Origin of the sequence: Aeromonas sp. DNP9 (assembly GCF_001728955.1) — a bacterium.
Lineage (GTDB): Bacteria > Pseudomonadota > Gammaproteobacteria > Enterobacterales > Aeromonadaceae > Aeromonas > Aeromonas veronii.
The window spans coordinates 33,466-58,586 of sequence record NZ_LYSQ01000028.1 but is presented as its reverse complement, the minus strand read 5'-3'; the positions used below and the strand labels follow the sequence as shown (position 1 = coordinate 58,586).

The window sequence follows — 25,121 nt, the reverse complement described above, 5'->3', positions numbered from 1 at the left end:
AATTTAACTAGGACACAGACAGGACAAAACGAGTTAAAACAGCCACTTAGCCAAATCGCGGCGACAGTGACTGGCCCAAAGCGGGAACTAAAATGATCCACTGGTGATCCAAGAGCAAGAAAGCCTGCAGAAATGCAGGCTTTTTTCTTTTCCCCTCCCCAACACCTACCGCCATCAAAAAACGCGCATAGAAAAGCCCGCTCAATGGCGGGCCAATCCGAACCAGCTGCAACAGCTATGAAGCAGCTTTTAGCTCATCGCGAAGTCGTTCAAGAATGCGCGCGATTTTCTCTTCCTCCACCTTTGTCAGATCCAACGTCTCAATAACATGTTCTAGCTCAGTTAGTGAATCCATCCTTCCAGGTCCTCGCTCTTCCCCTCTCAGTCTCTCGACTGTGAAACACTGTATGCCCATACAGTAACCAAGCGAATGTACCACCTTTTGAAGACTTAGTGGAGCAGTATCTTCTTGAGCCTCCTTTACCTTTTTCCTAGCCGTTGATAGATCCCATACTCTATGACTCGTCATAAAACCGCCACTTATGTAAATGTTGATTTTTGCGGCGACTCTCCGTGTACTCAGCCATCTATTTTTTTGACTACAATCTACACGACCACGATGTGCCATTACTGAGCAATTGCACTATATGGATCCCAAATATGGGACAATGATAAAAACATGATCTAGAGCACGGTTTGTAACCACAGATAAGGAATGCCTATGAAGCGGTATCTGACCAGCTCTAGCATCGAGTATGTCCATCGCACAAAGAAGAAGGTGCGCAAGCTGATGGCCGAGAGAAAACTCAGCCAGTCCAAGATCAGCCAACTGACCGATATCCCCCGCTCCAGCATTTCTCGATGGCTATCGCCACATCACGACGACTTCATGGGATTGGCAGAGGCGGTCATGCTCTCGTCAGCAATGGGCCTATCCGTCCAGGCCATCCTTGCGGATCCTGACTGGAGCGTTTCAGATGATGAGCATATGGGGCTAATCAACCGCGCAGCACGACTGCCGAAGCCACACCTGGCGTCGATGCTGAATTGCTATGCCGAGATACTTGGGGTTCGGGTGGGGTAAGGGGCGATGGCTCGCCCCCCTGTGCTGTCTTACTCATCGGAGCCTTGGCGTGATTCATCCCGGCCGCAACAATCCTTCAACTGCTCAAGGATGTTGGCGATCTCGGCACGAGTGAGGCGGGTAAGATCAAGCGATTCAATGATTTCTTCAAGTTCAGTCACGAGGAAAATGGGGTTCATTGCGAACTCCTGATAGCAAAGTTGCATGGGGTGACATCCCCAGGCACGCCTTGCTCACCTCTCAGGCGAACACCTGATTAATGAGAACGACGTATACTGACCATCCATACCTCCAGTTCGCTAATGAAACCAACAACGAGACCATCTTATCAGTGTGGTGCTGTGGTTTGCCACATCCCAACCCGGATCTTGTAGTTTTCAATAGGCAATAAAAATGGGGCCGAAGCCCCACTGTTATTACTCTGCCTGTTCAGGCATCATGCGCTCTATCCGCGCCGTTATCTTGGCTCGCTCGACTCGCGTCATATCGAGACCTTCCAGCTCGTCCAGTAAGGCGGACAGCTCTACCATCAGTTGGGCTGCGCTCATGCTGCCCCCTTGATCACTTTGTCCTGAGTGAATAGGCCATCCCAGTCCTTCTTCATGGGGAGCTCTCCTTTCAGGTAGAGCTGGTAGATGCGTACCGCGCCCTTCTGCAGCAAAACCGGAGTGAAATTTATGAAGGACTCAAACCCATGACTGCGGATCTCCTTCTGCTCCTCTGTGAGATATCTGTCGCGGGCATAAGACGCAGCACGCCAGCGCTTGCCGGAGCGGCTTTCGTTATACAACCAGCCGCGAGCCTCAAAGAAAATGCACACCTGCTGGGAGTTGACGCCGTTGAGCATCTTGCAGAACTGCGGAATGGTCATCCCCTGGCGGAACAAACTTTCCAGTGAGTGGATCTGCTCCTGCTGCTGTTTGTTTTCGATGGCCAGAACCTGCCCAAGCTCGTACTGCTCAGCCCAAGCGCGAGCTGCGGCAGCTGGGTTGCTGAAATCGGGCAGATTTGCAGCCGGTGTTGATACCGCCTCCTCCAGCTCCTGCCAGCGATCCACAATGCGGGCGGTGAACTCTGGGCACAGCTGAGCAACTACGATCAGCGAATCACGCTTGCCCTGCTTGCCAGTGAACACGTAGACGGAAAAAGACTGATTGATGCCTAACCCATTGATTCTTCCACAATCCTGCATTGCAGGAAGCTGGATTACGCCCTTTTTGGCGAGCCTTTCAATGGCCACTTTTACATTGTCGTGGCGGCTGCCAACCAGATCTGCGATCTCTTGGCTGTTCATGGTGACATCGCCGCCATTCAGCGGCCCTGTCAAAACTTTGGTTTGCTGATACTGTTGTTGTATAGTCATACCGTAGTCCTTAACGTAGTGGTTTTGGTTTACATCCTCGGCCCGAGCTGCGCCAACAGCTTGGGTCGAATCATTTCCGCTACTTGCTAGCATTCTCCAGCTCCTCTTTCTTCATCATCTCCTTGAAAATCATCATGATCTCGCTGTTGATGCTGCGGCCATTCTCTACGGCGCGATGCCCCAACCATTTGCGGATCTCATTCGGTAAGCGCAGTGATGTGTTTTTGATTTTACCAGCTTCCATTTACATCTCCTTTGGGTTTATGTCACGGTGACTTCATGGATTGTGTTCCATGTATCGCATTGCGTCAAACCTTTTTTGTGTCACGGTGACTCCATTGATGTATGTCACGGTGCCTGTATGCTTATATGACTTGTATAAGCAAATGAAAGTAATAATGAAAAAGAGCACAGCACCAACAGGCAGGGCCTCAGATAAGTTCATGTTAAGACTACCTGACGGCATGAGGGATACTATCTCTGAGCTAGCCAAAGCGAGTGGTAGATCCATGAACGCTGAGATAGTGCATCGACTTCAGCAGTCAATTGATGCCAGCTTCGCCGGAGAGCTCAATGGCGGGCCGGGATCGTCACGGATGATCGCATCTGTAGAGATAACAGACCCAGGCATAGATAAGGACGACCCGCGTTACAATGTGACCGCCATAGCCAAGCAGATACAAGAGGTTCGGGAAATGATGGAAAAGCTCGCCAAAGAAATGCTAGACAACAAAAGATGATGTGATCTTGTTCACTGACACCTAATGATAAATAGCGCAACATTAAGCTTTGCGTATAATTCTTTTGGAGCTTTGATGTTAGCTAAAAAAATATTTTCCGCGGCAATTATGATTGCCCATCTTGTTCTGTCTCATAATGTTTTCGCTGAGAGCTATGAGCTTACGCTGACAAGGAAAAGCAAAAACATATATAAGGTAAGCGGCAACGATATATTGGTTCAAACAAGATATTGCTACGCATACGCCTACTCTGAGCAAGCTATTTTCAAAACAGATGGATATGGTGGTGAGCTAATATTCTTGGATAGTGATGACCGTTGTGATGTGAAAGCTGTTTTTAGCAAGGACGAGTATAAGCCAGGGAAGTACTCCGTTAAGGTTAGCGTGGATGATGATGATTGGTTTGAGGTGTTTGGCAGTAATGCTTACATACATACTTCAAACTGTCTTTCTTTGGCAATGGTTGAAGATTCGCACTTGGTGATATCATCATCAGGTTATGGACAACTAATATTCAGAAACGGAAGTAAATGTGCTGTAGAGGGGGTTTACTCTAAGGCTAGGATTTGAGTAAGCGCGTAACTAAACGTGATATCACCACATCAATGAAGTTGTTAATGACATCGCAATTAAATAAATCTGCATTGAATCTGATTTATATTACGCTAAATCAGTAGCTCACCAGCAAAGAAATGACTCAATCAAAACAGCTGATCAAGCGCCGCAATAGCAAATCCAACCAGGACAAAGAAGAAGCTGAATGCCATAAAGTCATCCAGATCGCTCCGGCTGGATTTGCTAAAACACCAACACCCGGCAGCAAAGGGGATCAGGGCCAGCGTAAAGCTGAAACTGAACGCCTTGAGCGCCACCACCATCATTATCAACGCAAACAGTATCCACATGGTCAGGGTCCTCACACATTAAGGCCCTAGCTTACCCCCTTCGCATGGGCTCAGCCAGGGCCGCTATTCTCCCTTACTCCCAGTTCGCTCTGTTCTTGTTTACCGCCTGATACACCAGGTCGTTGCGGCGGGCCAGTAGCTCATCAATGCGCTTGCGCTTCTCCTCCGCGTTCATGGTGCGGTCACGCTGGATCAGCTCAATCTTGTTGCGCACCACTCGCACCTGCTGCTGAGTGCGGCTCAGGCTGCGGCGTGACTTCAAGATCCCGCCCTGCTCCTCGAGCAATTCATTCGCCTTATCATCCAGCCCTTCACTGCGGTACTGGTCAACGGTGCGCTTGAGTTGATTCACCTCACTCAGCATCCGGTAGAACTCCTCCATGTGCTGGGTGGACTTGGCCGGGCCGGTGCCACGGTACACGGCTTTCACCAGAGGGATCTCGTCAGCGCGCCAGCTGGCCGACTCGCCCGGGCGCGACGCCCTGATCAGGCCGTCAGCCGTTGCCATCACATAGCCGCCGATGGTGCCGGTATAGCCAATCACCAAATGCTCCAACTGCTTGGGTGAGAAGCCAGACAGCTCGCCAAGCTCGCGCATCAGCAAACTGGTCTGCTCGTTGTAGCGGGCCTCCGCCTTGACGGCCAGATCCTGCGGGCTGTCGATGGGGCCGCCGCGGAAGGTGTCATAGTTGAAGGCGGCCTCTACCAGTGGCTTGATGATCTGTGGGGTGGGGTTAAGGGCAAAGGTATCGCCGATCGCCCGGGCCACTGCCTTGCCGAACTGGGCACCGGTGTCCTTGTCGCCCATGGCGCGCACCATGCGCTCCGGGATGGTGCCGAACATCACGCCAATCTCGAACGGCTTGGGGATCCGGAAGTGCTGATCGCCGACAAAGAAGTGCCAGTTGGCGTCCTTGTCCCAATCCGGCAGCTCTTCGTATCGCTCATCGTCCCAGTTGGCGGCCAGCAGGCCGAGCGACATGGCGGTGATCATGCCAGCCCGCTTGGCGATTTCGCGTGGGTTGTCGCGCAGCTCCCTGGTCAGTTTGCCCAGACCCTGCAGGCGAGCATTGAAGAACGGCAGCACCAGGGACGCCCCCTGAATGGCTCTGGCCGCCCCGAGCATGGAGAAGTCCATCAGGTCTTTTGACTCGAACGCCGCCTGTGCGTGGCTCTTGCCCGCCTTGATGGCAGCGGCATAGACCGCCTCACGGTTGGCGTTCTCAAGCGCCTCGCCATAGCGGCTGTACTTCTCCCATGCGTCAGCCACCACACCTTTCGCGTGTGCCGCATTGCGGATGATGGTCTTTTCGTAGCGGGCAATCTGCTCCGGCGTCATCCCCTTGCGGCGCAGTGACTTGCGCACTGTATCGGCCATGGCGCCGGGGTCGTTGCCGTTGACATAGCCACCCAGGAAGCTGGCGCCGCTGAACATCACATCAATGGTGCTGCCGTCCATCGCCAGGGTCTTTTTCACCCCCTTGATGGAATCGATCACCGGCTTGAAGCCGTCTTTGCTGATCGCCCAGCTGGAGAGCGAGTCGCGCAGGAAGTTGCGCAGCATAAACTCAGGGGATGCGGTCACCCCTGCCGTCAGGATACGCTTGGCGCTTGATGCCATCATGGTCATCTTGCCAAAGGGTTTGCGGTCGAAGAAGGTCATGGCCCGATACAGATCAGGGTCCTCCACCCGCAACATGTACTCCTCACCCTCAAGCTTGAGCATTATCCTGTCCTTGCCATTGGCAAGCGCCTGATAGTCCATCTTGTTAGGCTTGGGTATCACCTCGATGAGCCCGGTATCCGCCAGATTCCAGACGGTCTTTTGCGCCGCCATGTTCTTCATGGAGGCGTCGATCAGCTTACTGGTGCTGGTGAAAATGTTCTCGAGCAGGTCGTTGGTGTTGGCCTCCCCTCCCTTGAGCTTTTTGATCCCGGCGTTCTGGTTGGCAATTCCCTTCGGCTTGAAGGGGGCGATCACGTCACCGTCATCGGATTCACGGAAGAACGGGATGTACCACTCGTTTTCAAACTCGGCACGCGCCTCAGCGGTGAATAGGCCAGCCTCCTGCGCCAGATCCAGAGTGGCGGCGTTAAGCCGGTTCCAGCGGGCCTTGGCATCAAGGAACTTGGCCTCCTTACCCTTGCCTTGCCCCTTGAGCGCCGCAATGTCATTGGCATCGAGCAGGTTCTCCCTGCCCTGCGCCATCAGCAGCTCGGCCCGGTGACCGGCCATCCAGCCAAGCCAGTTGTGCAGATCAGCCCCCAGATCTGAGAAGATTCCGAGCAGCGCGTCTTTCTCGCCGGTACCCGCCTTGCGCTGGATCACCCCATCCTTCCACTCCGGCAGACCATAGAGCATGGTCGCCTGCATGGTGGAGGCGGCCCCGGTGGCCATCCGCGCCGCAACATAGCCGGAGTCGGCCGCATCGGTAATGCCTGCCGCATCCTCGGCGTACTTGATGGGGGCCAGCGCATCGAGCACTTCGGTGTTGGCTTTCTTGATAAAGCGGTCTACCCATGACTCAACCACGCCGCGATCAACCTTGCGCAGCTTGTCCAGATTGGCCTTGGTCTTGTCGATGATGTCAGGTTTTGGGCCGAGATTGAGCTTTTCCATGGCCTTGTCGGCGGCCGTATTGGCTTGGCTCATCTTGATCCCGCCCTTCTTCGCTGGCTGTTCAGACTCCTGACTGAACTTATGGCCACCATCCGGTCCGCCATTGTCAGGGCCGCCGCGCTTCATCTTCTTGCCCAGCCCCTCAATCAGCACCCGGGTTTCGGCAGCGGTAATGCCACCAGGCACAAAGCCGACAGTGCGCAGTGCCTTGGTAACCCATGCCACCACTTGATCCCAGCCGCGGCGCCAGGCGCTCTGCTCCAGCTCGGCCAGGTGGGCGATCACCTCCTCTGCCTGCACACCGACATCCTCGCCAGCGTAATGGGTATCAACCCAATCCCACACTGCCTTCATGCTGGGGGCGCTCTTCGATTTGATGATGCGGCTGATCAGCTTGGTGTACTCACCATCGCCCAGCACGTTGGCTAGGCCATAGTGGGCCAGCACCTCATGGCGCAGGATCTCGCGCATCCGCTTGGGGTTCGCGATGGTGTCGGCGGCCACATGCAGGGTGCCGTTGTCATCATCGAACGCGGCGCGGCGGATCAGACCATCCTTGGCCGCCAGCCCCAGCGCCTGCTCCAGCTCGGCCTGGGTGGTGTGGATCTGCACATCAATGCCACTGGCACCCCGGTACTGCTTGAACCACTCCTTAGTGACCAGCTCCGCCTCTTTGCGGGTCAGGTGCTTGGCTGGTTTCTCGCCCTGCGCCATGGCTTGCTTGGAGAATGAAACGGCTCGCTTTGCGCCGATCCCTTCGTCCTTCATCGGTGGCGCCGATACGATATTACTGTTACCCGAGACCGGCTTGATTGGGGTGGCACTGGATGGGTTGCGAACTCGCTCGATGGCTGTGCTGAGCGCATCTTTCTTGGCTCCTTCAAGCCCCCATCGCGCATCGTCCGGATTGTCGTCGTGGCTGATGCCAAGCTCGTCAGCCACCGCCAACGCCTCATCATCCGTCAGGGAGCCAATGTCCGCGGAGGCTGGCTGCTCGCCAACCGGCTTGGTGGTATCGCCATCCTTCACCCAGCGCTTGAACTCCTCCACCGGCATCGCCTTGATAGAGCCAAGCCCCTTCCACCCCTTTTCATAGTTGTCAAGGTAGCCAGCCTGGGCGGCCTGCTCATCGGCAAAGCCCATCATCACCTTGTGCTCGTCAAACTTGCCGGTCTTGGGGTCTACCTGATCCACCACGTAGACGGTTTCGCTATCTGGCCGATCGCCGATGAACACATCAACATGATCCCCGTCCGCCCCCAGAGTGCGCTTGATATAGCCGTAATCGTGGGCCATGGTGGACTGCCACGCCTTGCCATCCTTGTCGGTACCAGAACGGGTAGATCCCTTGGGGTTCTCGAGCGCGATATCCAGCCCCTGTAGCTTGAGGTGACCCTTCTTGTAATTGCCGGCCTCCTTCTGAGCGTCGGTTGGTTCAGGTGCCACCTCGGCGCGGGCTGCCTCGATCTGCTGAACCGGCTCACTGGCGGCTGGCGCGGCGTACTCCCGCACCTTGGCCGCCGATGACTTGGCCACCAACAGGCCACCCTTGCCAGGTATTGCCTTTACGCCGCTCTCCTTGGCCCACTGCTTGATGAGCGGCACATCGCCTTTCAGGGTGATGGTGCCATCCTGATTATCAATGGCTTCTGTCCATGGCGTAGGTGCGGCTGCAGGCTTCGGCGCCACTGGCTCGGGTCGCACGACCTCAGAAACAGCAGCCCCGGCATCAGGGGCCGGGGCTGTCAGTGTTGGGTCATGTTGCTGCTGTCCATCAGGTACAGGTGGAGCAGCAGCGTAGTCTGCCGGATCTCCGGATCCAGCTCGGTCGGTGAGTCCGGTAATGGCTGGTCCAGCGCCTGCAGCAGCCGGTTCGCCTGCGCCAGGCTGATCGCCTTGTCCTTCACTGCTAATTGCAGGTACTGGGGTAACTGGCTCATTGCTCACCTCTGTCTGGGGTTGGTTGACGGGGATCACCTCGCGGTATCCAGTATCGATAGCAGGTGCTAATTGGCTGGCCTCGCCCGCGGCGGCAGACGGCGCCGGAACTGTTTCAGCGCTTACGCTTGCAGCTGGCTGATCAGATGGTTGATTCGGGTCAGTGACACTGATGTCGTCGAGCTGCGTGGCGCTGGGCTGCGTGGTTGCAGCCGCCTTGACCTGCTCAACCTCGGCGATCTCGGCCACTCCAAAGCCGCCACCATTGAGCGGCACCGGCATCTCCTTGCCCTTGCGGCTAGCCATGGCAGCCTCTTTCTCGGTTGCGAACGGCTTGCCTTTGCGGGTGATGCGGAGTGTCTGGAGCTGGCCAACTGCCGATTCGGTGGCGCTGCCGCGCATCGGCTTGGCGTCAGGCTGTCGCTGATCTGCGCCATAGACCACATCGCGGTGCGGCAGCTCGGTACCGACCTCGCGAGCCTCACCCTCAATCACTGCGCCCGGCAGCTCGCCAGCGGGCTTGGTTGGCGATGCCTCTGGCGGCAACACATCCCCCTCCTGCCCACTCTGCCAGCGAGTACGCTCTGCGCCGCGGAACTGGGGGCCGGTGCCAGCCTGCTTGTCGTCAAAGTGGCCCTCCTTGGTCATCCCCCGGGCGGCATTGGCGTCACCGGCAAAGATCACATCCTTGAGCGGCAGGGCTGGGCGCTGGTTCTCCATGGCTACCTGCTGGGCGCTCTTGTTTCCTGCGAACGGGTCAAGCCCGAGCTCGCCAGCCTGAGCTCGCTCATAAAAGCTCTTGCCCTGATCGCCAGCCTGCATCTGGGAGGCAACCAGCTCCTGCACTGACTGGCCAAACTCACCAGCCAGGGCGCGCTGCACCTCGCTATCGGCAGCCATGCCCTTGAACCGCTCTGCGGTATCGTCACGGCGCAGGTAGGCCGGCACATCACGCAGCTCGTCAAACTGGCTGGCGCTTGGGCCGAGCGGGGATTGCTCGCCAGATGGCGCAACCACTTGATCGGCCATGGCATCAGCAGCAGGCGCCAAGTCTTGATCTGCCGGCGATGCAGCAGGGTTCACCTGCACCGGATCACCCGACTCAACAGGCGCTACATCCTCCGCAGTGGCGGGATCTACCTGTGCGCCACCTTCGCTTTCTGGCTGTGACTTGCGGCCGCGCAGCCCGCCCACGCCACCCAGGGCGCCACCGGTGCCCATGCCGATCATGCCGCCTTCCAGCGCGCTGGACACCACTCCTTTCATCGGATCGATATCGGCAGCGGCCACCTCGTTGAGGGATTCGTTGATGGTGTATTGCTGCACCCCCTCCTCGATAGTTTCTCCGATCCCCTCACCTACAGCCCCCTTGGCTGCCCCCTTGAGCACGCCGCCGGTCGCCGCCTTGCCTGCCAGCATCTTGAACAGCATGGCATCGCCCATCACAGAGCCCATGGCGGCAGCGCCCCACACCTTGGCGTCGCTCATGGTTGCTCGGCTGGCAACATTGGCGGTCTCCTCCCGGGCCAGCGACAGCTTTTCCTCATCAGAGAGGTGTTGCGTCTGCTGATCCTGGTCGATGCGGGTGAATGCCTGGCGGAAGGTATCGCTCTGGGACAGCTCATCAAAGCTCATGCCCAGCACTGACTCGCGAGTATTCACCCCCGCGCTACCCACCGAACCGGTCGCGCCAGTGGTGACAGCTGCGCCGGTCGCCAGCTTGGCCACCGTCTTGGCGGCGACAGCCTCGGCCACCTCCTGAGTGACCCCCCGCTTGAGCATGGAGGTGGTGACGGCGCGCCCGATACTGGCCTTGGCGGCAGCACCCGTCACACCGCCAGCCAGCAGGGTCGGCACCATGGAGCCCACGCCCTGCGCCATCTTCATGGCCCATACATCGAGATCCCCAGCGCCATCCCCCATAGTGAGGCGCCCCTCTGGCGTCTCATCAATCAGGCTGCGGCCAATCGCCTCTTTGGCATCGCCGCTCATCCCATCGGTCAGCGACTCGGCGCCTGACTTTGCCAGATCGCCAGCGCCAGCCACCACATCAAGCACCGGGCTCAGCTTGCTGGCCATATTGGCGCGAGCCTGCTCCAGGTAATCGCCACCCTGCTTGCCAGCATTCTCCTTGCCAAACTGGCTTGCCTGCCTGGCCAGCTCACCAATCCCGCCAACCAGTTCCAGTGCGCCAGCGCCCACGCCGCGCGCCACATCACCCAGGCCTACATTGAGGTCGCGCTGTGGTGTTTGGGCGGCAGACGGGGCGGCAGCCGCAGACAGGCTGCTATCGAGATTGCTCCAGAACGGGTCTGTGCGGGTGTCGGATAGTTTCGGTTGTGGCAAGGCGTCGCGCAGTCCAGGCTTGTCCATGGTGTCCTCGGCTTTTTGTGCAAAAGAAAAGCCCCGACCGGCGAACCGATCAGGGCTTGATATGGGGAGTGCTGGCCAATAAGCAGACTGGCCGACTATGGAGAGATGCTAACGCTGGGGGGTTGGAAAGGCAACTAGCGGCGCGCTTGCGCCAGACTGATGGCCTGATAGGCGCCAGCCTCCGCATCACGCAGCCTGCTGGCTGTCACGGTAGCTTGCTCCTCTTTCTTCTGCTTGGCCGCCTGTTGGCGCCACAGCTCGAACGCCGTGTTCATCCGTGCCGGGTTATCCATCAGGCTGCTCAGCTTGCCGTGCTGGTTGGCCTCCTTGATAAACTGCAGGCGCTCGGGATCGCCCCCGGTCCACGCCTTGAGTGGCGCCTCCTGCTTTGGCTCATCCGTTTTGGTGGTCATACCGTAGGTATCAGCCATGGCGGCCTTGCTCTGCTCAAACTGGGCGTCCAGCGCCTCCTGTTGCAGGTCCTTATCCTCTGCATTGCTGGCAGAGATGCGCGCCCTGTTCTGGCCGTGCTGCTTCTCCAGCTCGGTGACCGCCTTCTTGTAGCCCGCCTGATCCGGGCCTGCTGTCAGGCCAAGGGAGGTGCGCAGCTGGTCGGCGTTACCGATCATGTGCTTGGCCAGTGCCGCCCGCTGATAGGCCGGTTTCAGGAAGTCATTGATGGGGATCACCTTGGGGGTGTCATCCGGCGCAGAGGTCCGGTTATTGGTGACCGGGCGAACTGCCTTGCTGCCGTCATCGTAGGTCACCTCCACTCCAAGCACCACGCCTCGCCCGTCAGGGGTGATCATGATGTTGTTCAGCTGCTTGCCGGTGATGGTCTTGCCACTATCCGGGTCGATATCGCCAACCCCCTTGCCGATCTCGTCCTGATAGAGGGTGCCGGCAGCCTTGATAAACTGCGGGTTATTCACGGCTGCATGCCCTTCCGGCGTGGTCGGGTCGAGCTTGCCTTCCTGAGCTTGGCGCATCAGGTTGCCTGCATGGGTGACAAAGGTCTTGCCAGCCTCGGCATAATCCTGCTGCAGGTAGCGCTCCGGGTTGAAGGTGCCAGCGCGCGGATCCCGCACCACGCTCCAGAACTGCTGACCCGGGTCTTTTCCTTCCGCCACAGCTTGCCAGCCAGACTGGATGATGGGCAGATTCTCCTGTTGGTAAGCCTGCTTATCCCGCTCCTTTACCTGCCACTCATATTCCTGTTTCTGGCGCGACTCCTGAGCCGTGGCGCGGCGCTCCGCTGCATTGGCTCGCGCCTCGGCAGACTTCACCTGGCGCTCGGTGAGCGCGAACTGGCGATCAGCCCGATCATCGGCAACCTTGTCACGGCCACGACTGTAATCAAGCTCGCTCTGGTAGCGATCATCGGCCACCTTTTGCCGCTCCTGCTCGTTCTGCCACATGGCGTCGCGCAGACCAATGGCCTTTTCTGCCCGCTCGTCCTCTTTCTGGCCGCGCTGGTAACGATCCATGGTGTTGAAGCCAGCCAGAAAGCCTTCTGCCAATCCTGATACGCTCATCTCAATCCCCTTTAAAACAGGCTATCCGCCAGAAAGCCAATGCCGCCACCAACCAGCGCCCCGACAGGGCCGCCAACCATCATGCCGATCCCGGCTCCAGCACCGATCGAGCTCATGGTCTGCTGCTTGCGCGCCGCCTTGAGGCTCTTGTTGGCAGACTCAACCTCCTGCTCTCGATTTGCCGCATCGCGCAACCCTGCCATGCCCTGCTGGCGCGTCTGGGCGCCAATATCAAGCAGTCCGTATCCCATTACATACCTCCACCGGTTTTGATTGCCTCACGCAGTCCGGCATCAGCGCCGGTCAAGATCCCCATCTGGCGCGCCTGCTCCTGCTCGCGCAGGCCGTTTTCGGTACCTGCCGTCATCAGGGCAGCCCGCAACCCCTGGCTGTTGTCGTTGGCGTTGCTGCTCACCCCCATGCGGGCATTGCGGTTTGCCGTGGCCTGCTGGGCAGAACGCAGGGCGTTGGCGTTGTTCTCATCAACCCGGCCGAGCTGCTCCTGCAAGAGCTTGCCGTTGGTGGCAAGTTCCATCAGCTCCTTCTGCTTCGGGTAGAAGCGGTCTTTCCAGTCCTGGTAGCTCTCGCGGGTGATCTGTGCAAATGTATCTGCGGCGTATCCCATCGTTTACCCCTTAGTAACCCTTGCCTTGCAGCACACTGGCTGTCGGGCTGATCTTCTTGCTCACGGCTGTGGTTGTTGCTGGCGTCTTAAGCTCCTTGAGCCCATACGCCGTGCCAGCCCCCGCCAGCGTGCCAACCAGGCCAGCGGTCGCCTGCTGGCTCTGAAATGAACTCTGGGCGTCACTGGTGGCCTTGCGCAGGCTGGTATTTGCCACATCACCCATGGCCGCCAGCGATTCAGCCTTCTGCCCGGCGCCAATGCTCACCACATCCTTGAGGCCCGCCACATACTTATCTTGCTGGCTGGACTGGGCGCGATTGGTGGTGTCGGTCTGGCTCAGCGCCTGATCTGTCTCCAGATTTGACATGGCTGCCTGATACTTTCCGCTGGTCGGATCCACACCGCCAGCCGCCATAGAATCGGCCAGTCCGGCGCGCGCCTCGCCAAAGGATTGAGCGGTACCCAGCGCGGCCGTGCCAGCCAACTTGCCGTACTCGCTCTCGTTGTTGAGGTCATCCACCTTGTCCATGAAGATGTCCTCATACTGCTGCAGGTCGTTTTTATAGAGCTGCCACTGCTCCATGGCCACGCCAGCCGCCGCTTTCTGGGCTTCCGTCTCCTGAATTTCGTTAGAGCCACCCTTGCCCATCGCTCACCTCACAAGTTGATCTGAAATACAAAGAGCCCGTCAGCATCATCTGGCTGACGCACCCACCCCATTTTTGGCGCTACCCTGAGCCACCCCTTGCGCGCAGAGTGAAAGCGCAACCAGCGGGCACCTATCATGCGGGCCAGCCGTTTCACCTCCGGAAGGTGACGCTCTGGCGCCCCACCTTCACCCCAGCCGACCCATACCAGCACGCCGGTAGTGCCCTGCTCGCTGACCGGCTTCAACACGAAGCCGTCATCGCCACGCACAAACAAAAACGCCACCCGGTTACGGATGGCGTCTTGCAGTTCGGCGGATAGCTTGGGATTGCCTGTGTCGCTGGCGATACGGTTGATTGCCTTACTCATGTCAATGCCATTAGCCAGACGGCTCTAGCGGTGTCGTTGTATTCAGGCCCAACAGCACTGACGTTGCCTGATGTGCTTGTAGCAAACGATATGGTTGCATCAGTGTTGGCCGGAATGACCATAAACGGCTGAATTGATACTGACATATCAACACTTCCACCTGTTGGTAGATTTGCGTTGGCGCTAGCGGTCTCAATAAGGGCTCCATTTAGGTATACGTGAACGTTCAGCCACACCGAACCACTACCAGATACGCGACGACGAAATACTATCCCACCCTGCACCAGCACCAGATTTCTGGCCCGATTGTATGCTGGGATGGTGAACGCCCCCTTATGGGTAAACATCTTGGTGACATCACCAACAATCCGATCGGCATAAATAGTGCCAAGCACCACGCAGTTCTGATCTATCGTGCAGTTACCGATAGTCATATTGCGAACATAGCCGCCCTCGGAATAAAGGCGGTTGGTGTAGAGGCTGCCATCGCTGTAAATGATGGTGTGCCACCCCCATCCCCAGCCGCCATAAGGGCCGCCCTTGCCAAAGCCAGCAGCACCGCCAGACATAAAGGCGTTGCCCATATCGAACTGGCCACCTGTGATAAGCGGGGCGCTGATGCTCACCCCCGCCTTGATATAGTCGGCAGTAATCTTCTCGGAGTGGATGATCTGGATGGTTGCCTTGCGAATGATGGCCTCGGCGATCACCGTCTGACCATTGTCGATGGCAAACAGAGGAGCGGTGGCGTTTGGGCTGTTTGGGTTGAATACGACAACCTGGCTTGCCGACAGCGCAACCATGCTGGTGCCGTCACTCTTGGCCACCAAGCCGATCCCGGCCTTGATGTCTCCAGCCTGAGCCTTGACTGACCACATAGCTTCCGCACCATTTTCCAGATCGGCGATGGCCTGGCTTTGGGTCTGCACTGCCGACTCCAACTCTCCAGCTTTGGCAACAACCGTATCAATACGCTTGCCTAGCGCGCTATCAGCTGTTGCCCTAGCCTCTGATTCGGTGGTGACCTGCCCAGATAGGGTGTCATCACCCTTTTTGAAATCTGCCGTAACCTGCTGGATCTGGTTTGCCAGCGACTCTACGGCATCAGCCCGCGTTGTCGCCTCCTCATTGATGCGTCCGGATAGCGTGGCGTCAGCGGTCTCCATGGCAGACTGCTGCTGGCTCAACTTCTCGGTCATGGCTGAGTCTGCGTCAGCGCTTGCCTTGGCCACCTCGGCAATAGAGGCGGACAGCGACTGGCCAACCCCCTCTATCTGCGCCTCAAGCACCGATGTCTTTTGTGCCAGCGCTTCGTCAGCCGTGCTGCGCGCCAGCCGTTCCTCGGTGATCTGGCTGTGCAGGTCGGCGCTATCCGCCTCGTAATCTGCAGTGAGCTGCGTCACATCTCTTGCCAGCGCCTCATGGGCATTGGCCAGCGTTTGCTGCTGAGTAATGATCTTGCCGCGCGCCTTGCGGTTCTCCCGGTCGCGCTCATCGCTTGCCAGCGCGCCCTCGACATCCGTTTTGCCGCCAAGGTCGATGGATGACTCCATGTTGTCCTGACGCTGTGCCAGCGCCTGAGCGGTATCAACAACCACCTTTTCCAGGCTGGAGATACTGGCCGCGTTGGTGGCATCACCCTCCGTTACGCTGGCGTCCAGCGTGGTGATCCGCTGAGCCAGTGCGCCGTCACCATCTGCCCGCGCCTGCTCCTCTTGGGCTACGCGGGCGCTCAGGTCGCCAAGTTCGCCATCCACATTGGCGATCAACTCATCCACTCGCCGCGACATGGCCTCATCAGCCGTCGCTCTTGCCTCTGATTCACTGGCAATCCCGGCGCTCAGGGCATTGTCTGCATCGGTCAGCTCGGCATGCATCTGATCTTGGCGCAGTGCCAGTGCGCTGTCAGCGTCGGTCGATACCTTCTCCAGTGCCTTGATGGCTGCTGCGGTTTCACCAAACGACCCGCTCGTCGAAGCGCTCAGATCATCAATGCGCTGGGCCAGCGCACTATCGGCGTCGGCAAATACCTCCTCCACGCCGGTGATGCGAGCCTGGGTGTCGGCATCCTTCCCCTCAAACTTGACGTCCATGTCGGTGATGCGCTTGGCTTGGGCAGCCTGCTCATTCACGATCACCTGCTGCTGGGTGCGAATAGCGCCAAAGGCTGTGCGGTTGTCCCTGTCTCGCTCATCCCCTGCCAGTGCGGCATCAATGGCGGCCTGGCCAGCATCGCCAGCGCCATCAGCCTTGTCCTTTGCCAGCTCAATCTCAGCCTGGATTTCATCGAACCGACCAGCAGTAATGCCGCCCTCAGACTCGATAATCTCCTCCAGGGCGCTGATCTTGCCCTCGGCCTCACCAGTACGCACCTCCAGCCCGCTGACTCGCTGGGCTGTTACGCCATCGGCGTCAGCGGTGACGCGCGCCAGCTCGGTGATCCTGGCATCCAGCTCTTCATCACCCCGGTTCACGGTGGCCTGCAGCCCGTCGATTCGCTGCGCCTGGCTAGATAGCTCATCGGTGTGGACCGTCAACTTGCTTTCAGCGTTGGCCAGCCGCTCGCCCTGCTCATCAACCTCTTGCTGCGTAGCCTTCTGGGCCAACTCCCCCTTGGTGGCGTTCAGCTCCTGCCCAATCTGGGTAACCTTCTTCTGCTCCTCGGTGAACTCACCCTTGGTCACCGTCTGGCTCAGGCTGGCATCGAGCCCGTTGATACGCTGCTCGGCCTCTGTGATCCGCTGCCCTTGGCTATCAACTGTGACGTTATCCGCCTTGCTGGTGATCTGCCCTGATACGGCATCCAGCGACTGGTGTACCTCTGTGATGGAGGTGCGCAGCTCTTCACGGACGGCGTTAACCGCATCCATGGTGATGTTGCCATTCTCTGGATCAACCTCGAACACCGCATCCCGGAAGCTGTCAAAGTCGCCCTTGTACTTGTCGATCTTGTCGTTCAGGCGGTCCTGCACCAGCCCGATATCGATACTGGCATTGCCAAGCTGGTCCTGTGCGTCCTTGAGCAGCGCCTCGCTTTCCTGCTGCTTCTGGTTCAGCGACGCCAACTCCCCCTCGAGGCTGGGGATCTTGTTCTGGATTGAGTCGATGGAGACATCCACCTCCTCCAGCTTTGGCTTGATTGCCTCCACATCCATGGAGAGTTGTGGCACTTTCTTGATGGGGTCCAGCAGTTCCTTGGCCAGATGGCTCTCATCAATCTGCCCCTGCAGCTCGTCAAGGATGTCCTGCACATCTCGGCTGGTCTCGGCCTTCACGCCGTTGGCGTTAAATGGGCCAGCGTCATCCTTGCCATTGACGAAACGAACCCAGTAGTAAAACGTGGCCCCTTTGCCGATGGCATCAGAGAACACATTGGCCGAGGTGGTACCGACCAGCGTGGCAGCCGGCAGGCTATCGGTCTCGGCTCGCCATATCTCGGCATAGGCATGGCCGCGGTAGTTGGGACCATCCCAGTCGATAACCACGGTATGAAAGGCGCCATTAGCCTGCACATTGACAGGCGCATGAGGCTTGTCATAGGTGCCGGTTGGGAATAGGTCCGGGTTCTTGCCGGGGGTGAACGAGCCGCCAGCACCTGGGCGCAGAGTCGCCAGACCCAGTGCGGTCAGTTCGCGCAGCGTGATAGCCTTGTCCAGCTTATTGCCGCGCTGCCCTGTCAGCAGCTCGACGTTTTCGGCGGTGGCGGCCTGATCTCGCCCAGCCCGGTATGCTGCTTTTGCCATTACATCAACTCCGCCATTGAGCCAGCCAGGGTAATACGCCGCACAGTGGCGGTACCGAATACCTCGATTTGCCACCAACGGCCACGCACCGGGGGCAGCCTGAACGCGCTCACCGTCAGGTTGCCGGGTGAAAGCTCCATTACCTGCTGGTTATCCACGAACAGCCTGATCCCGATCTGAGTGATGTCTGACGACAGGATCCGGCAACAGCCATAAGCCGTGCCGCTGACATTCATAAACACCTTCGAGCGCCAGACGAACTGACCATTACCAGTCTCGCCACCGCGCCAGATATGCAGATCCCGCCCCTTGGCCACAAACAAGCTATCGCTCTCCATGTCTGAAACCGCCGCATCCCAGCGATTGGTCAGCTCACGCAGGTCGCCAGACTTGGGGTCAAAGATAAAGGCGTGGGTATCGGTCAGGCCGACGTACTTGCCTTCGTGATGCCAAGCACGCAGGGTTTCAGGCTTCATGGCTCGCCACTGCTTGCGTGTGATCACCTGCTCGGTCACCACCTGCCCACCGCTGGCGCCAATGCCGACAAGGCCGTCAGGGGACGCATAGAGCACGACACCATCCATCGCCACCATGGAGCGCGCGCTGATACAGGCTTGCGGCAAGTGGCTGAGCTTCTGGTTTGTTACAGAGGAAGAGCTCACGCCCTGCGCCAGATAGGGATAACCCTTGGTGCCAATCACCAGCGCGGTGTCGATGGCGGCGATCGCCACGATGTCATGCTCTGTGGTAAGCCGGTATTTCTCCGGCCAGGCATAGGGCAGATAGGGCTCGCACAGATAGAGCGAGTTGCCAGCAAACCCGGCACACATGCCGTTGGCCATCTGACACAGGCCGCGCAAGGCAGCAGGTGGTGGGGCGTAATCGTAGGTCTCCAGCACAGGGCCGAGTTCGCCATCTGCACGGTTGTCCACAAACGAGGCTTGTGCAATGGGCAGCTCTGCTACCAGCAGGTAATCAGCCAAACCACCACCGGAGACAGACCGGTAGATCCGGCGCTTGGTGATGTTGTTGTCCTGCGACTGCGGGGGAGATAGCGCCAGCGTCACCGTTGATTCAGGAATAGGGATTGCCACCTTGCCGCTGGCTGGCCCGGGCGGCCCCTCCTCGCCCATAGCGGTGACATAGGTGTCAACGTAGTAGCGGGTTTCGTCGTCTGTGATGTCGTCATCCTTGCCGCCCTCTGGCGGCGTGATGGCGCTGACACCAACAGGAACGCCTGGCGCAGGCACCCCGAGCCGATACCAGGCAGTAGGCTTGGCACTGCCACCGGTCGCTATCTGGGCATGGGTCACCTTGGGGTATTCGCCGTCGGTATAGTAGACCCGCTGATACTCATCCTGCGCGATGGGTGAACGCATGGCCTCAACCACCTTGTTCCATGCAAACCAGTGCTCGCCATAGCGGAACAGGGTTGTTGGCGTGATGGACAGCACCACCCCGGCGCTCGCATCCTCCTCGATGGGAGAGATAACGCCGTGATCGAAATGACAATCGCGGGCCACCACGGCCACTTCATCAGACAAAAGGTGAGGCTCCACGCGCGGCGTTACTCCTCGCATGGTGACGATATCAATGGCTGACATGGGATTCTCGGCGGGCAGGAAACAAAAAGGCCCACTCAGAATAGAGCGGGCCATGATGGGTAAATCCTAACGCTGACAGCGCCAGGAGGCAAGGCTCACATACCAGCCGGATCTGAGGCCCAGACATACTGGGGCGTATCTACGATAACAGTCACCGGCTCCAGCGCGGCGGCCAGCGCCCAGTCTTGGGTTCTGACGTTGGCGTGATAGCCCGGCACTGGCTCGCGCAGCGGTAGGCCCTCCGTATCCAGCACACCGGTGGGACGGGTAACCATGCCTGGTGGCAGCAGCTGCAGCGATGCGGTGGGGTGATAGAGGGTGCCTGTTTCGCTGTCTTTGATAAAGCCAGCAGCGATCAGCGCCTTGGTCATGGCGGCCTTATCGGCCGCCTTTAAGTTGAGGTCGATAAAGTCGGTCATGCGATAGCCTTCATTTGATCGTCAGTCAGGGCGCGGCGCCAGACTCGCAGATTGCGAACATGGCCGAACAGGTTCTGAACCCCTGTCGCGTCAGAGCCGATATTGGTAACCATGTTGTTGCCGGTGATAGCGCCTGAGCGATTCACGGTTGCAACAGCGCCGCCGCACCGTACGGTGATCTGATCGCCCTTGATGCGATAAACCACCGTCTCCATCGTGCCGGGCGCATTCTTCAGTGCCTGCCCCTGATCTGCCGTACCGCCACGCATCGCAAACCGCACACTGTCACCGACCAGCCAGGTGTAGGTGCCAATATGAAAGATGCGCGGGAAGGTTGTTGATGGCGCCAATGGGTTGCGCCTAACCTCAACAGCAACGGTCATATCTCCCGCGCCGACCGGGATATTGAGCGGGTTTTGCAGCGTAAGAAGATCAGCGGAGCGTGTGGCGGCCGCGCCACTTGTTGGGATGTAGGCGCTGGCTGAGAAGTTGTTTTCCAGCTGGAATGAGCCAAACGTCTCATTGGCAACCGGCTCTCCCCTGAAAGTCCGGTAGGTAGTGCTATCAGATGAGATTGTTGTCCCGATAACGCGAACGAGAGTGGGGCTGATTTTAACTACCGATGATGATGAGATCAGGCCCTGGGAGTTTGTAACAACAAGCTCCCCTGTTGGCTTAACCCTGAAATGCGCTGTTTTACCATTAGATGAGCCATCCCGAGCCTGAAAGCTGATAACCGTATCTGTAGCGCCGAGTTTTACAAAGAATGAGAAGGTTAATACCGTATTAGCTGGCGCTATACAGTCTTTGGCAAGAGCCCCCGTTCCAGCATACTGAACCAGCTTATAGCCGCTCTCGGTAACAACTGTTGATCCAGTCTCTGCCGTTATTTGGTTAAGCCCTTCAGACACCTGGATGTAGTTGGTCACAGCGCCATCCAGTGAGCACCCCCACTGGTCAAACGTAGGTTCATTCACGGCTGCCGTGGTGAGAACCCCGTCACGGTTGATATAGGTCTTGGTGGTGCTGCGGGAGAATGTCAGCATCCGAGCGATCACATCATCCCCCACTTTGACCTCGCGGCCATAGCCCGTAAACAGTCGCAGCGAGTCGGTCAGCGGCGCCCACACATCAGGCATGGGCAGGGCCGCTAGGACCACAATCCCCGCCGCCCGGTCGGCCTCTGTGCCAGAGCGATCGGCTTCTGTCTTGGAGCGGTCAGCCTCGACCTTGGCGCGGGCCGCCTGGCCCTCACCCTCGCTGGTTACTCGCTTCCAAGGGATCAGCTTGTGAGTCGTTCCGTCCGGGGCGGTTACCGTGATCTCTGCCGCGTCGCTGGTAAACAGCTGCTGAACCATATCCGACTGGCTCTGGTAGTAAGACAGAGAGGCGTTCAGCTTGCGGGCAAACTCCGGAATGGAGTCAGAGAAGGTGGTGATAATCTCGTAAGCCTTGCCGGTGCCGGTAGTGCCACGGAACGCCTGCACGAGATGGAGCTCGGTGTTTGACACCACGTAATCGACTTCATAGAGGTCAACCGTGGTGCCGGTGGTCATACAAAAAAGGTGGCCCTTGGCCACCCCGTTCTTGGCATCTGCGAAGGTGGTACCGGTGCCGGTCACCTTCTTACTGCCGTTGGTGACGGCTACAGTGCCATCACGCTTCCACACTCCAGCCATCTATGCACCCCTTACTGCATTGTTACCCGGTTAAAGCCAGCCTGCTGACGGGCTTCCATGTTGGCGTCAGCCTGGGTTTTCTCCCCAAGCTGCTGCAGGAATGCGTTGTAGTGACCTGCCGCGCGGTTGCTGTTGGCGGCGTACTCGGCATCCTTGGAGAAGCAGCGGTAGAGCATGAAGTCGATGATGGGGTTGATGTAGATATCATCCAGATCCGCCATAGCTGGGGTGCTGGCGTTCTCTACATCAGCCAGCTGCTTGGATTGCGGGGCGACCGAGTAGATCACATCAACCTTGACCGCCGCAGCCGGGCCTGGGTGCAGATAGAAGGTCTTGGGGTCGCGCTCTTCGTAGCAGTAGTTATCAACGGATGTCGCCGTCTTGCCGGAGTGCCAATCGGGATAGCTGTCATCCAGCGCCTTGCGCGGCACAAAGCGAATCACCTTGCCGTTGGCGTTGCGCAGCACTTCAATCAGGCGCAGGGCGTCGGCCGGCAGCGCCTGCTTGGTGCCTGCCACGCAGATAAACTCAACGTTCTTGGTGTGAGCGTCAGGGCGAACCAGTACGATCGCCTTGGTGGCGTCGTTGTAGTAGTCCAGCAGCTCCTGCTTGGGCCAACGAGTGAAGGTCGGATCGACAAGCAGGGTATTAACCCGCTTGATGATTGTGGAAATAGGCACGGTAGCCATGGCGACTCCTTAGAAAAAGCTGTGTTTGCGGGGCGGGTTGTAGTATTCGACTTGGGTTGGGGCGCTATGCTGCTTGCGGAACCGGCCGGCACGACGCCACCCCTCGACAAACTCGGCGCGATGGAAGTTGGCCCGCTTGGGGTCAGACCAGGGGCGATCCGGTTGGGCATAGAGCAGCGCAGCCACACCATGGGCGATGGCCTCGGCATGGTCGGTGTATAGCTGTACTGGCAGCTCCTTGGCGCCTTTTACCGGGGCGGCCACGTACCAGATCCGCACATTGCTAAGATCGGTCAGGATGCTCAGCTCATTGGCCGACATGGCGAAGTAGTCGCGTCCAGAGTCCAGCGGCACGCCATCTGCCCCGGTGAGGTGCAACACATTGCAGGAGGTAACCCCGTCCACATTGCACACCACCTCAAGGCTGCCAGCCGCCGCACTTGGCAGCAGGCGATCGAGGGTGATCAGCTCTGATTCGCGGCAGAAGGTGATTGCCGCCTCGGTAACGGCCTCTTCCAGCAGCATCTCGAGCGGACCTGTGATGTGCAGCCTGACGGTAGGCAGGAACTGCTCGCGGGGTACCATTTGCATGCTTAGCCCTCCGCCTTGGCGGCCTTGGCTTTCAGGGCGTCACGCACGCGAACGCGGAAGTCGTCCACCTTCTCCTGCGGCCCCTTCTGCTCGATACCCAGATCTTCACCTTCGATCAGGGTCGCCAGCTGGGCAGAAGTGAGCTTGGCCAGATCGATATCACCAACCACCATGCTCTGCTCTTCGGCCAGGCGGGCAGCCTCTGCAGCAAGGCGCTCCTGCTCTTCCGCTTCCATCCGTGCGATGGTCTCCTGCCGCTCCAGCGCGCCAGCCAGCGCCTCATGACGGATCCAGACGGTGGGAAACTCCAGCAGTTGCATGGCGATGTGGCTCTCCACATCTACGGGCGTGTGGCGCGGGAACACCAGGCGGGATCCGGTCACTGTGTCTTTCTTGCTCGGCTTGTCGCCGATATAAACCACGGCAATTTTGTCGCTCACGGCAATATCTCCAATCCAGAAATGAAAAAGCCCGGCACTGGGCCGGGCATGGCGTGACTGGCAGCCTTACAGGTTGCCGATCACCTCATAGTGCAGCTTGAGCTTGACCGTGCCCGTTGCTGCGCCGCCGCCGACGGTGAGGGTGATCTCCTGGTCTGGCAGTGTCTTCAGATCGTCCACTGGGAAATACTTGGATACCGCCGTTGCCGTGCCTTCGGCGTTGATGATGGTGGTATCGCCAATCTTGACGGTCAGCGTGGTGCTGGAACCCAGCCCGGCGCTGATGAGGGTGGCGCCAACCACTTTCAGGTTGGGCTCCACCTTGTCACCAAAGGCGATGACGTCGCCGGACGGCACTGCCGCCAGCTTGGCCACCAGAGTCGGGGAGATAGAGAGGTTGCCGAACGAACCAATAAACCAGCGGTACGCTCGGGCGAGCAGGGTAGTTTTGGCCATGATATGGCTCCTTGTCTGGTCAGATATCAACAGGAGGGGGTATCAACCCCCTCACTCGGGTGGGTGGATTAGCGCGCGACGGCACTGACGGCGGTATCCAGCACCATGCAGCCATGGTCCTGAATGTTGCCGTTGCGCTGCTTGAAACGGATCTTCTGCAGGCCGGATACCCAGCTGATGGAGATCTCGGTGTTGTTGCCGTGGTTGGTTTTCTCTTCGTGCATGCCGAATTGAGAACCCTGCTCGCCGGAGCCGAAGGCGTTAGCCAGCGCCTGACCGCCCAGCAGCACGGCGCGGTCGATGGTGGTGCCGGCAACCTTGTCCACTTCCGCACCGGTCGCGGAGTTGGCGGCGCACACCTTGACGGTGCTGCCCTGGTTGAAACGGATCGGCATGCCCTTGTAGGGCTTGACCAGGATGCCACGCCACATCGCACCTTCACCGCGGAAGATGGGGTGACTCCAGCCCTTGCTGCGCTCCATCGCGGACGCCAGCATCGCTTGCCAGTCCTTGCCGGAGCTGGAGGTGTAGAAGTCGTGCCACTGGCGCGGGGTGACATAGAGCACGTAGAGCGGCTCACCACCAGACGGATCCGCCACCATGCGGATCGGCTGGATGGGGTTGGCCATCTCGGACAGGAACAGCGACATGTTGTCCACACAGCCAAGATTGAAGCGGTCAGCCGCGTCGATGGCTTCGAAGCTGGTCGCATCACCGCCGAAGAAGTGGCGCTCGTAGGTGGGCGCAGTCAGCGGGTTGATCATGATGTCGGCAAATTCCGGGTCATCCGCCAGCGGCAGAATGATATCGGTCGCGTAGTAATCGCCGCGGGCGCCGGCCAGTTGGGCAAAGCCGCGCTGATCAACCAGTCGGCCGTAGTAACCATCACCAAGCAGCGCTCGAGCGGTCTTGATCAGGTCGTGCCGGGTGCGAGACTGACTCATCTTGCCGCCAGCATCCACACCGTGACGGGTCTGGTTGACCTTGAGCGAGAAGTCTGCAAAAGAGAGGCTTTCCAGGCGACCATCAATATTCTGGTCACCCATGGTCGGGCGGCCGGAGAGCTGATGGAACAGCTGCATATCAACGGAGTCGCCAGCTTGCTTGGACAGATCGGTGATGCGAACCACCGGCGCGCCTGCACTGGTCTGCTTGCCGCCGTTGACCTTGACGCCCTTGGGGGCCTCATCAGTCAGCATGTTCACCAGCGAGTGGGAACGGTTGGCCGCGGTAAACAGGGCGGCCTGCAAAATCTTGTTGGCTTGCGCCGAGGTGACTTGGGTCATGATCCTCTCCTACA

At 58.6% G+C, this 25,121-nt stretch carries 23 protein-coding genes; 3 read left to right on the top strand and 20 right to left on the bottom strand.

Going from position 1 to position 25,121, the window contains the following annotated elements; genetic code table 11:
- The first annotated feature begins 721 nt into the window (after window positions 1–721).
- A complete protein-coding gene (locus A9G06_RS18195) occupies window positions 722–1,084 on the top strand; it encodes a helix-turn-helix transcriptional regulator (protein ID WP_069556141.1) in 363 nt (120 codons plus the stop codon).
- A gap of 29 nt (window positions 1,085–1,113) precedes the next feature.
- On the opposite strand, the gene A9G06_RS22315 is transcribed toward A9G06_RS18195, so the two are convergent.
- From A9G06_RS22315 to A9G06_RS21685, 4 genes are all read right to left on the bottom strand, one after another.
- The gene (locus tag A9G06_RS22315; protein WP_162517237.1) at window positions 1,114–1,263 is read right to left on the bottom strand and encodes a hypothetical protein; all 150 of its coding nucleotides are present in this window, start codon (window positions 1,261–1,263) and stop codon (window positions 1,114–1,116) included.
- Between the two features lie 237 nt (window positions 1,264–1,500).
- Window positions 1,501–1,632 carry a hypothetical protein gene (locus A9G06_RS22505; RefSeq protein ID WP_290439010.1) on the bottom strand — a complete coding sequence of 44 codons (132 nt, stop codon included), beginning with the start codon at window positions 1,630–1,632 and terminating at the stop codon, window positions 1,501–1,503.
- Complete coding sequence (locus A9G06_RS18190) at window positions 1,629–2,540, bottom strand: Rha family transcriptional regulator (protein WP_216093224.1); 912 nt, start codon at window positions 2,538–2,540, stop codon at window positions 1,629–1,631. Before A9G06_RS18190 ends, A9G06_RS22505 begins: the two co-directional genes overlap by 4 nt.
- Window positions 2,527–2,691, bottom strand: a complete 165-nt coding sequence (locus tag A9G06_RS21685; RefSeq protein WP_083243829.1) for an Arc family DNA-binding protein — start codon at window positions 2,689–2,691, stop codon at window positions 2,527–2,529. The genes A9G06_RS18190 and A9G06_RS21685 overlap by 14 nt, the downstream gene beginning before the upstream one ends.
- 154 nt (window positions 2,692–2,845) lie before the next feature.
- On the opposite strand from A9G06_RS21685, the gene A9G06_RS18185 reads away from it, so the two are divergent.
- Window positions 2,846–3,187: an Arc family DNA-binding protein gene (locus A9G06_RS18185; protein ID WP_083243835.1), complete on the top strand. Its 342-nt coding sequence runs from the start codon at window positions 2,846–2,848 to the stop codon at window positions 3,185–3,187.
- A 75-nt stretch (window positions 3,188–3,262) separates the two neighbouring features.
- Entirely contained in the window at window positions 3,263–3,757 is a 495-nt protein-coding gene (locus A9G06_RS18180; protein ID WP_069556140.1) for a hypothetical protein, read from the top strand.
- 131 nt (window positions 3,758–3,888) lie between these two features.
- Here A9G06_RS18180 and A9G06_RS18175 read toward each other — a convergent pair whose 3' ends face one another.
- The 16 genes from A9G06_RS18175 to A9G06_RS18100 all read right to left on the bottom strand — a co-directional run bounded on the left by A9G06_RS18175 (window position 3,889) and on the right by A9G06_RS18100 (window position 25,107).
- Window positions 3,889–4,092, bottom strand: coding sequence for a hypothetical protein (locus A9G06_RS18175; RefSeq protein WP_069556139.1), 204 nt, complete (start codon window positions 4,090–4,092; stop codon window positions 3,889–3,891).
- Window positions 4,093–4,165: 73 nt separating this feature from the next.
- Window positions 4,166–11,023 (bottom strand): LPD38 domain-containing protein, encoded by a 6,858-nt coding sequence (locus A9G06_RS18170; protein WP_069556138.1) that lies wholly within the window; start codon window positions 11,021–11,023, stop codon window positions 4,166–4,168.
- Between the two features lie 134 nt (window positions 11,024–11,157).
- Window positions 11,158–12,558, bottom strand: coding sequence for a hypothetical protein (locus A9G06_RS18165; RefSeq protein ID WP_069556137.1), 1,401 nt, complete (start codon window positions 12,556–12,558; stop codon window positions 11,158–11,160).
- Between the two features lie 11 nt (window positions 12,559–12,569).
- Complete coding sequence (locus A9G06_RS18160) at window positions 12,570–12,809, bottom strand: bacteriocin (protein WP_069556136.1); 240 nt, start codon at window positions 12,807–12,809, stop codon at window positions 12,570–12,572.
- Window positions 12,809–13,183, bottom strand: coding sequence for a hypothetical protein (locus A9G06_RS18155; RefSeq protein WP_041980040.1), 375 nt, complete (start codon window positions 13,181–13,183; stop codon window positions 12,809–12,811). Before A9G06_RS18155 ends, A9G06_RS18160 begins: the two co-directional genes overlap by 1 nt.
- A gap of 10 nt (window positions 13,184–13,193) precedes the next feature.
- Entirely contained in the window at window positions 13,194–13,832 is a 639-nt protein-coding gene (locus A9G06_RS18150; RefSeq protein ID WP_069556135.1) for a hypothetical protein, read from the bottom strand.
- Window positions 13,833–13,840: 8 nt separating this feature from the next.
- Window positions 13,841–14,200, bottom strand: a complete 360-nt coding sequence (locus A9G06_RS18145; protein WP_069556134.1) for a hypothetical protein — start codon at window positions 14,198–14,200, stop codon at window positions 13,841–13,843.
- Window positions 14,197–17,943: a DUF1983 domain-containing protein gene (locus A9G06_RS18140; RefSeq protein ID WP_069556133.1), complete on the bottom strand. Its 3,747-nt coding sequence runs from the start codon at window positions 17,941–17,943 to the stop codon at window positions 14,197–14,199. Before A9G06_RS18140 ends, A9G06_RS18145 begins: the two co-directional genes overlap by 4 nt.
- A complete protein-coding gene (locus tag A9G06_RS18135) occupies window positions 17,943–19,487 on the bottom strand; it encodes a hypothetical protein (RefSeq protein WP_253182352.1) in 1,545 nt (514 codons plus the stop codon). Before A9G06_RS18135 ends, A9G06_RS18140 begins: the two co-directional genes overlap by 1 nt.
- A 155-nt stretch (window positions 19,488–19,642) precedes the next feature.
- On the bottom strand, window positions 19,643–19,966 hold the full coding sequence (locus A9G06_RS18130) for a hypothetical protein (RefSeq protein ID WP_069556132.1): 324 nt from the start codon (window positions 19,964–19,966) through the stop codon (window positions 19,643–19,645).
- Window positions 19,963–21,645, bottom strand: coding sequence for a hypothetical protein (locus A9G06_RS18125; RefSeq protein WP_069556131.1), 1,683 nt, complete (start codon window positions 21,643–21,645; stop codon window positions 19,963–19,965). Before A9G06_RS18125 ends, A9G06_RS18130 begins: the two co-directional genes overlap by 4 nt.
- Before the next feature lie 11 nt (window positions 21,646–21,656).
- Window positions 21,657–22,334: a DUF6682 family protein gene (locus A9G06_RS18120; RefSeq protein ID WP_069556130.1), complete on the bottom strand. Its 678-nt coding sequence runs from the start codon at window positions 22,332–22,334 to the stop codon at window positions 21,657–21,659.
- 9 nt (window positions 22,335–22,343) lie between these two features.
- Entirely contained in the window at window positions 22,344–22,925 is a 582-nt protein-coding gene (locus A9G06_RS18115) for a hypothetical protein (RefSeq protein ID WP_069556129.1), read from the bottom strand.
- Between the two features lie 2 nt (window positions 22,926–22,927).
- Window positions 22,928–23,365 (bottom strand): hypothetical protein, encoded by a 438-nt coding sequence (locus A9G06_RS18110; RefSeq protein WP_069556128.1) that lies wholly within the window; start codon window positions 23,363–23,365, stop codon window positions 22,928–22,930.
- A gap of 66 nt (window positions 23,366–23,431) precedes the next feature.
- Window positions 23,432–23,821, bottom strand: a complete 390-nt coding sequence (locus A9G06_RS18105; RefSeq protein ID WP_069556127.1) for a hypothetical protein — start codon at window positions 23,819–23,821, stop codon at window positions 23,432–23,434.
- 68 nt (window positions 23,822–23,889) lie between these two features.
- Entirely contained in the window at window positions 23,890–25,107 is a 1,218-nt protein-coding gene (locus tag A9G06_RS18100) for a N4-gp56 family major capsid protein (RefSeq protein ID WP_069556126.1), read from the bottom strand.
- Window positions 25,108–25,121 lie beyond the last annotated feature (14 nt).

Excerpts from the sequence above, each read along its gene's own strand:
- A9G06_RS18195 (WP_069556141.1), top strand. The coding sequence starts at position 722 with ATGAAGCGGTATCTGACCAGCTCTAGCATCGAGTATGTCCATCGCACA.
- A9G06_RS22315 (WP_162517237.1), bottom strand. The coding sequence starts at position 1,263 with ATGAACCCCATTTTCCTCGTGACTGAACTTGAAGAAATCATTGAATCG.
- A9G06_RS22505 (WP_290439010.1), bottom strand. The coding sequence starts at position 1,632 with ATGAGCGCAGCCCAACTGATGGTAGAGCTGTCCGCCTTACTGGACGAG.
- A9G06_RS18190 (WP_216093224.1), bottom strand. The coding sequence starts at position 2,540 with ATGCTAGCAAGTAGCGGAAATGATTCGACCCAAGCTGTTGGCGCAGCT.
- A9G06_RS21685 (WP_083243829.1), bottom strand. The coding sequence starts at position 2,691 with ATGGAAGCTGGTAAAATCAAAAACACATCACTGCGCTTACCGAATGAG.
- A9G06_RS18185 (WP_083243835.1), top strand. The coding sequence starts at position 2,846 with ATGAAAAAGAGCACAGCACCAACAGGCAGGGCCTCAGATAAGTTCATG.
- A9G06_RS18180 (WP_069556140.1), top strand. The coding sequence starts at position 3,263 with ATGTTAGCTAAAAAAATATTTTCCGCGGCAATTATGATTGCCCATCTT.
- A9G06_RS18175 (WP_069556139.1), bottom strand. The coding sequence starts at position 4,092 with ATGTGGATACTGTTTGCGTTGATAATGATGGTGGTGGCGCTCAAGGCG.
- A9G06_RS18170 (WP_069556138.1), bottom strand. The coding sequence starts at position 11,023 with ATGGACAAGCCTGGACTGCGCGACGCCTTGCCACAACCGAAACTATCC.
- A9G06_RS18165 (WP_069556137.1), bottom strand. The coding sequence starts at position 12,558 with ATGAGCGTATCAGGATTGGCAGAAGGCTTTCTGGCTGGCTTCAACACC.
- A9G06_RS18160 (WP_069556136.1), bottom strand. The coding sequence starts at position 12,809 with ATGGGATACGGACTGCTTGATATTGGCGCCCAGACGCGCCAGCAGGGC.
- A9G06_RS18155 (WP_041980040.1), bottom strand. The coding sequence starts at position 13,183 with ATGGGATACGCCGCAGATACATTTGCACAGATCACCCGCGAGAGCTAC.
- A9G06_RS18150 (WP_069556135.1), bottom strand. The coding sequence starts at position 13,832 with ATGGGCAAGGGTGGCTCTAACGAAATTCAGGAGACGGAAGCCCAGAAA.
- A9G06_RS18145 (WP_069556134.1), bottom strand. The coding sequence starts at position 14,200 with ATGAGTAAGGCAATCAACCGTATCGCCAGCGACACAGGCAATCCCAAG.
- A9G06_RS18140 (WP_069556133.1), bottom strand. The coding sequence starts at position 17,943 with ATGGCAAAAGCAGCATACCGGGCTGGGCGAGATCAGGCCGCCACCGCC.
- A9G06_RS18130 (WP_069556132.1), bottom strand. The coding sequence starts at position 19,966 with ATGACCGACTTTATCGACCTCAACTTAAAGGCGGCCGATAAGGCCGCC.
- A9G06_RS18125 (WP_069556131.1), bottom strand. The coding sequence starts at position 21,645 with ATGGCTGGAGTGTGGAAGCGTGATGGCACTGTAGCCGTCACCAACGGC.
- A9G06_RS18120 (WP_069556130.1), bottom strand. The coding sequence starts at position 22,334 with ATGGCTACCGTGCCTATTTCCACAATCATCAAGCGGGTTAATACCCTG.
- A9G06_RS18115 (WP_069556129.1), bottom strand. The coding sequence starts at position 22,925 with ATGCAAATGGTACCCCGCGAGCAGTTCCTGCCTACCGTCAGGCTGCAC.
- A9G06_RS18105 (WP_069556127.1), bottom strand. The coding sequence starts at position 23,821 with ATGGCCAAAACTACCCTGCTCGCCCGAGCGTACCGCTGGTTTATTGGT.
- A9G06_RS18100 (WP_069556126.1), bottom strand. The coding sequence starts at position 25,107 with ATGACCCAAGTCACCTCGGCGCAAGCCAACAAGATTTTGCAGGCCGCC.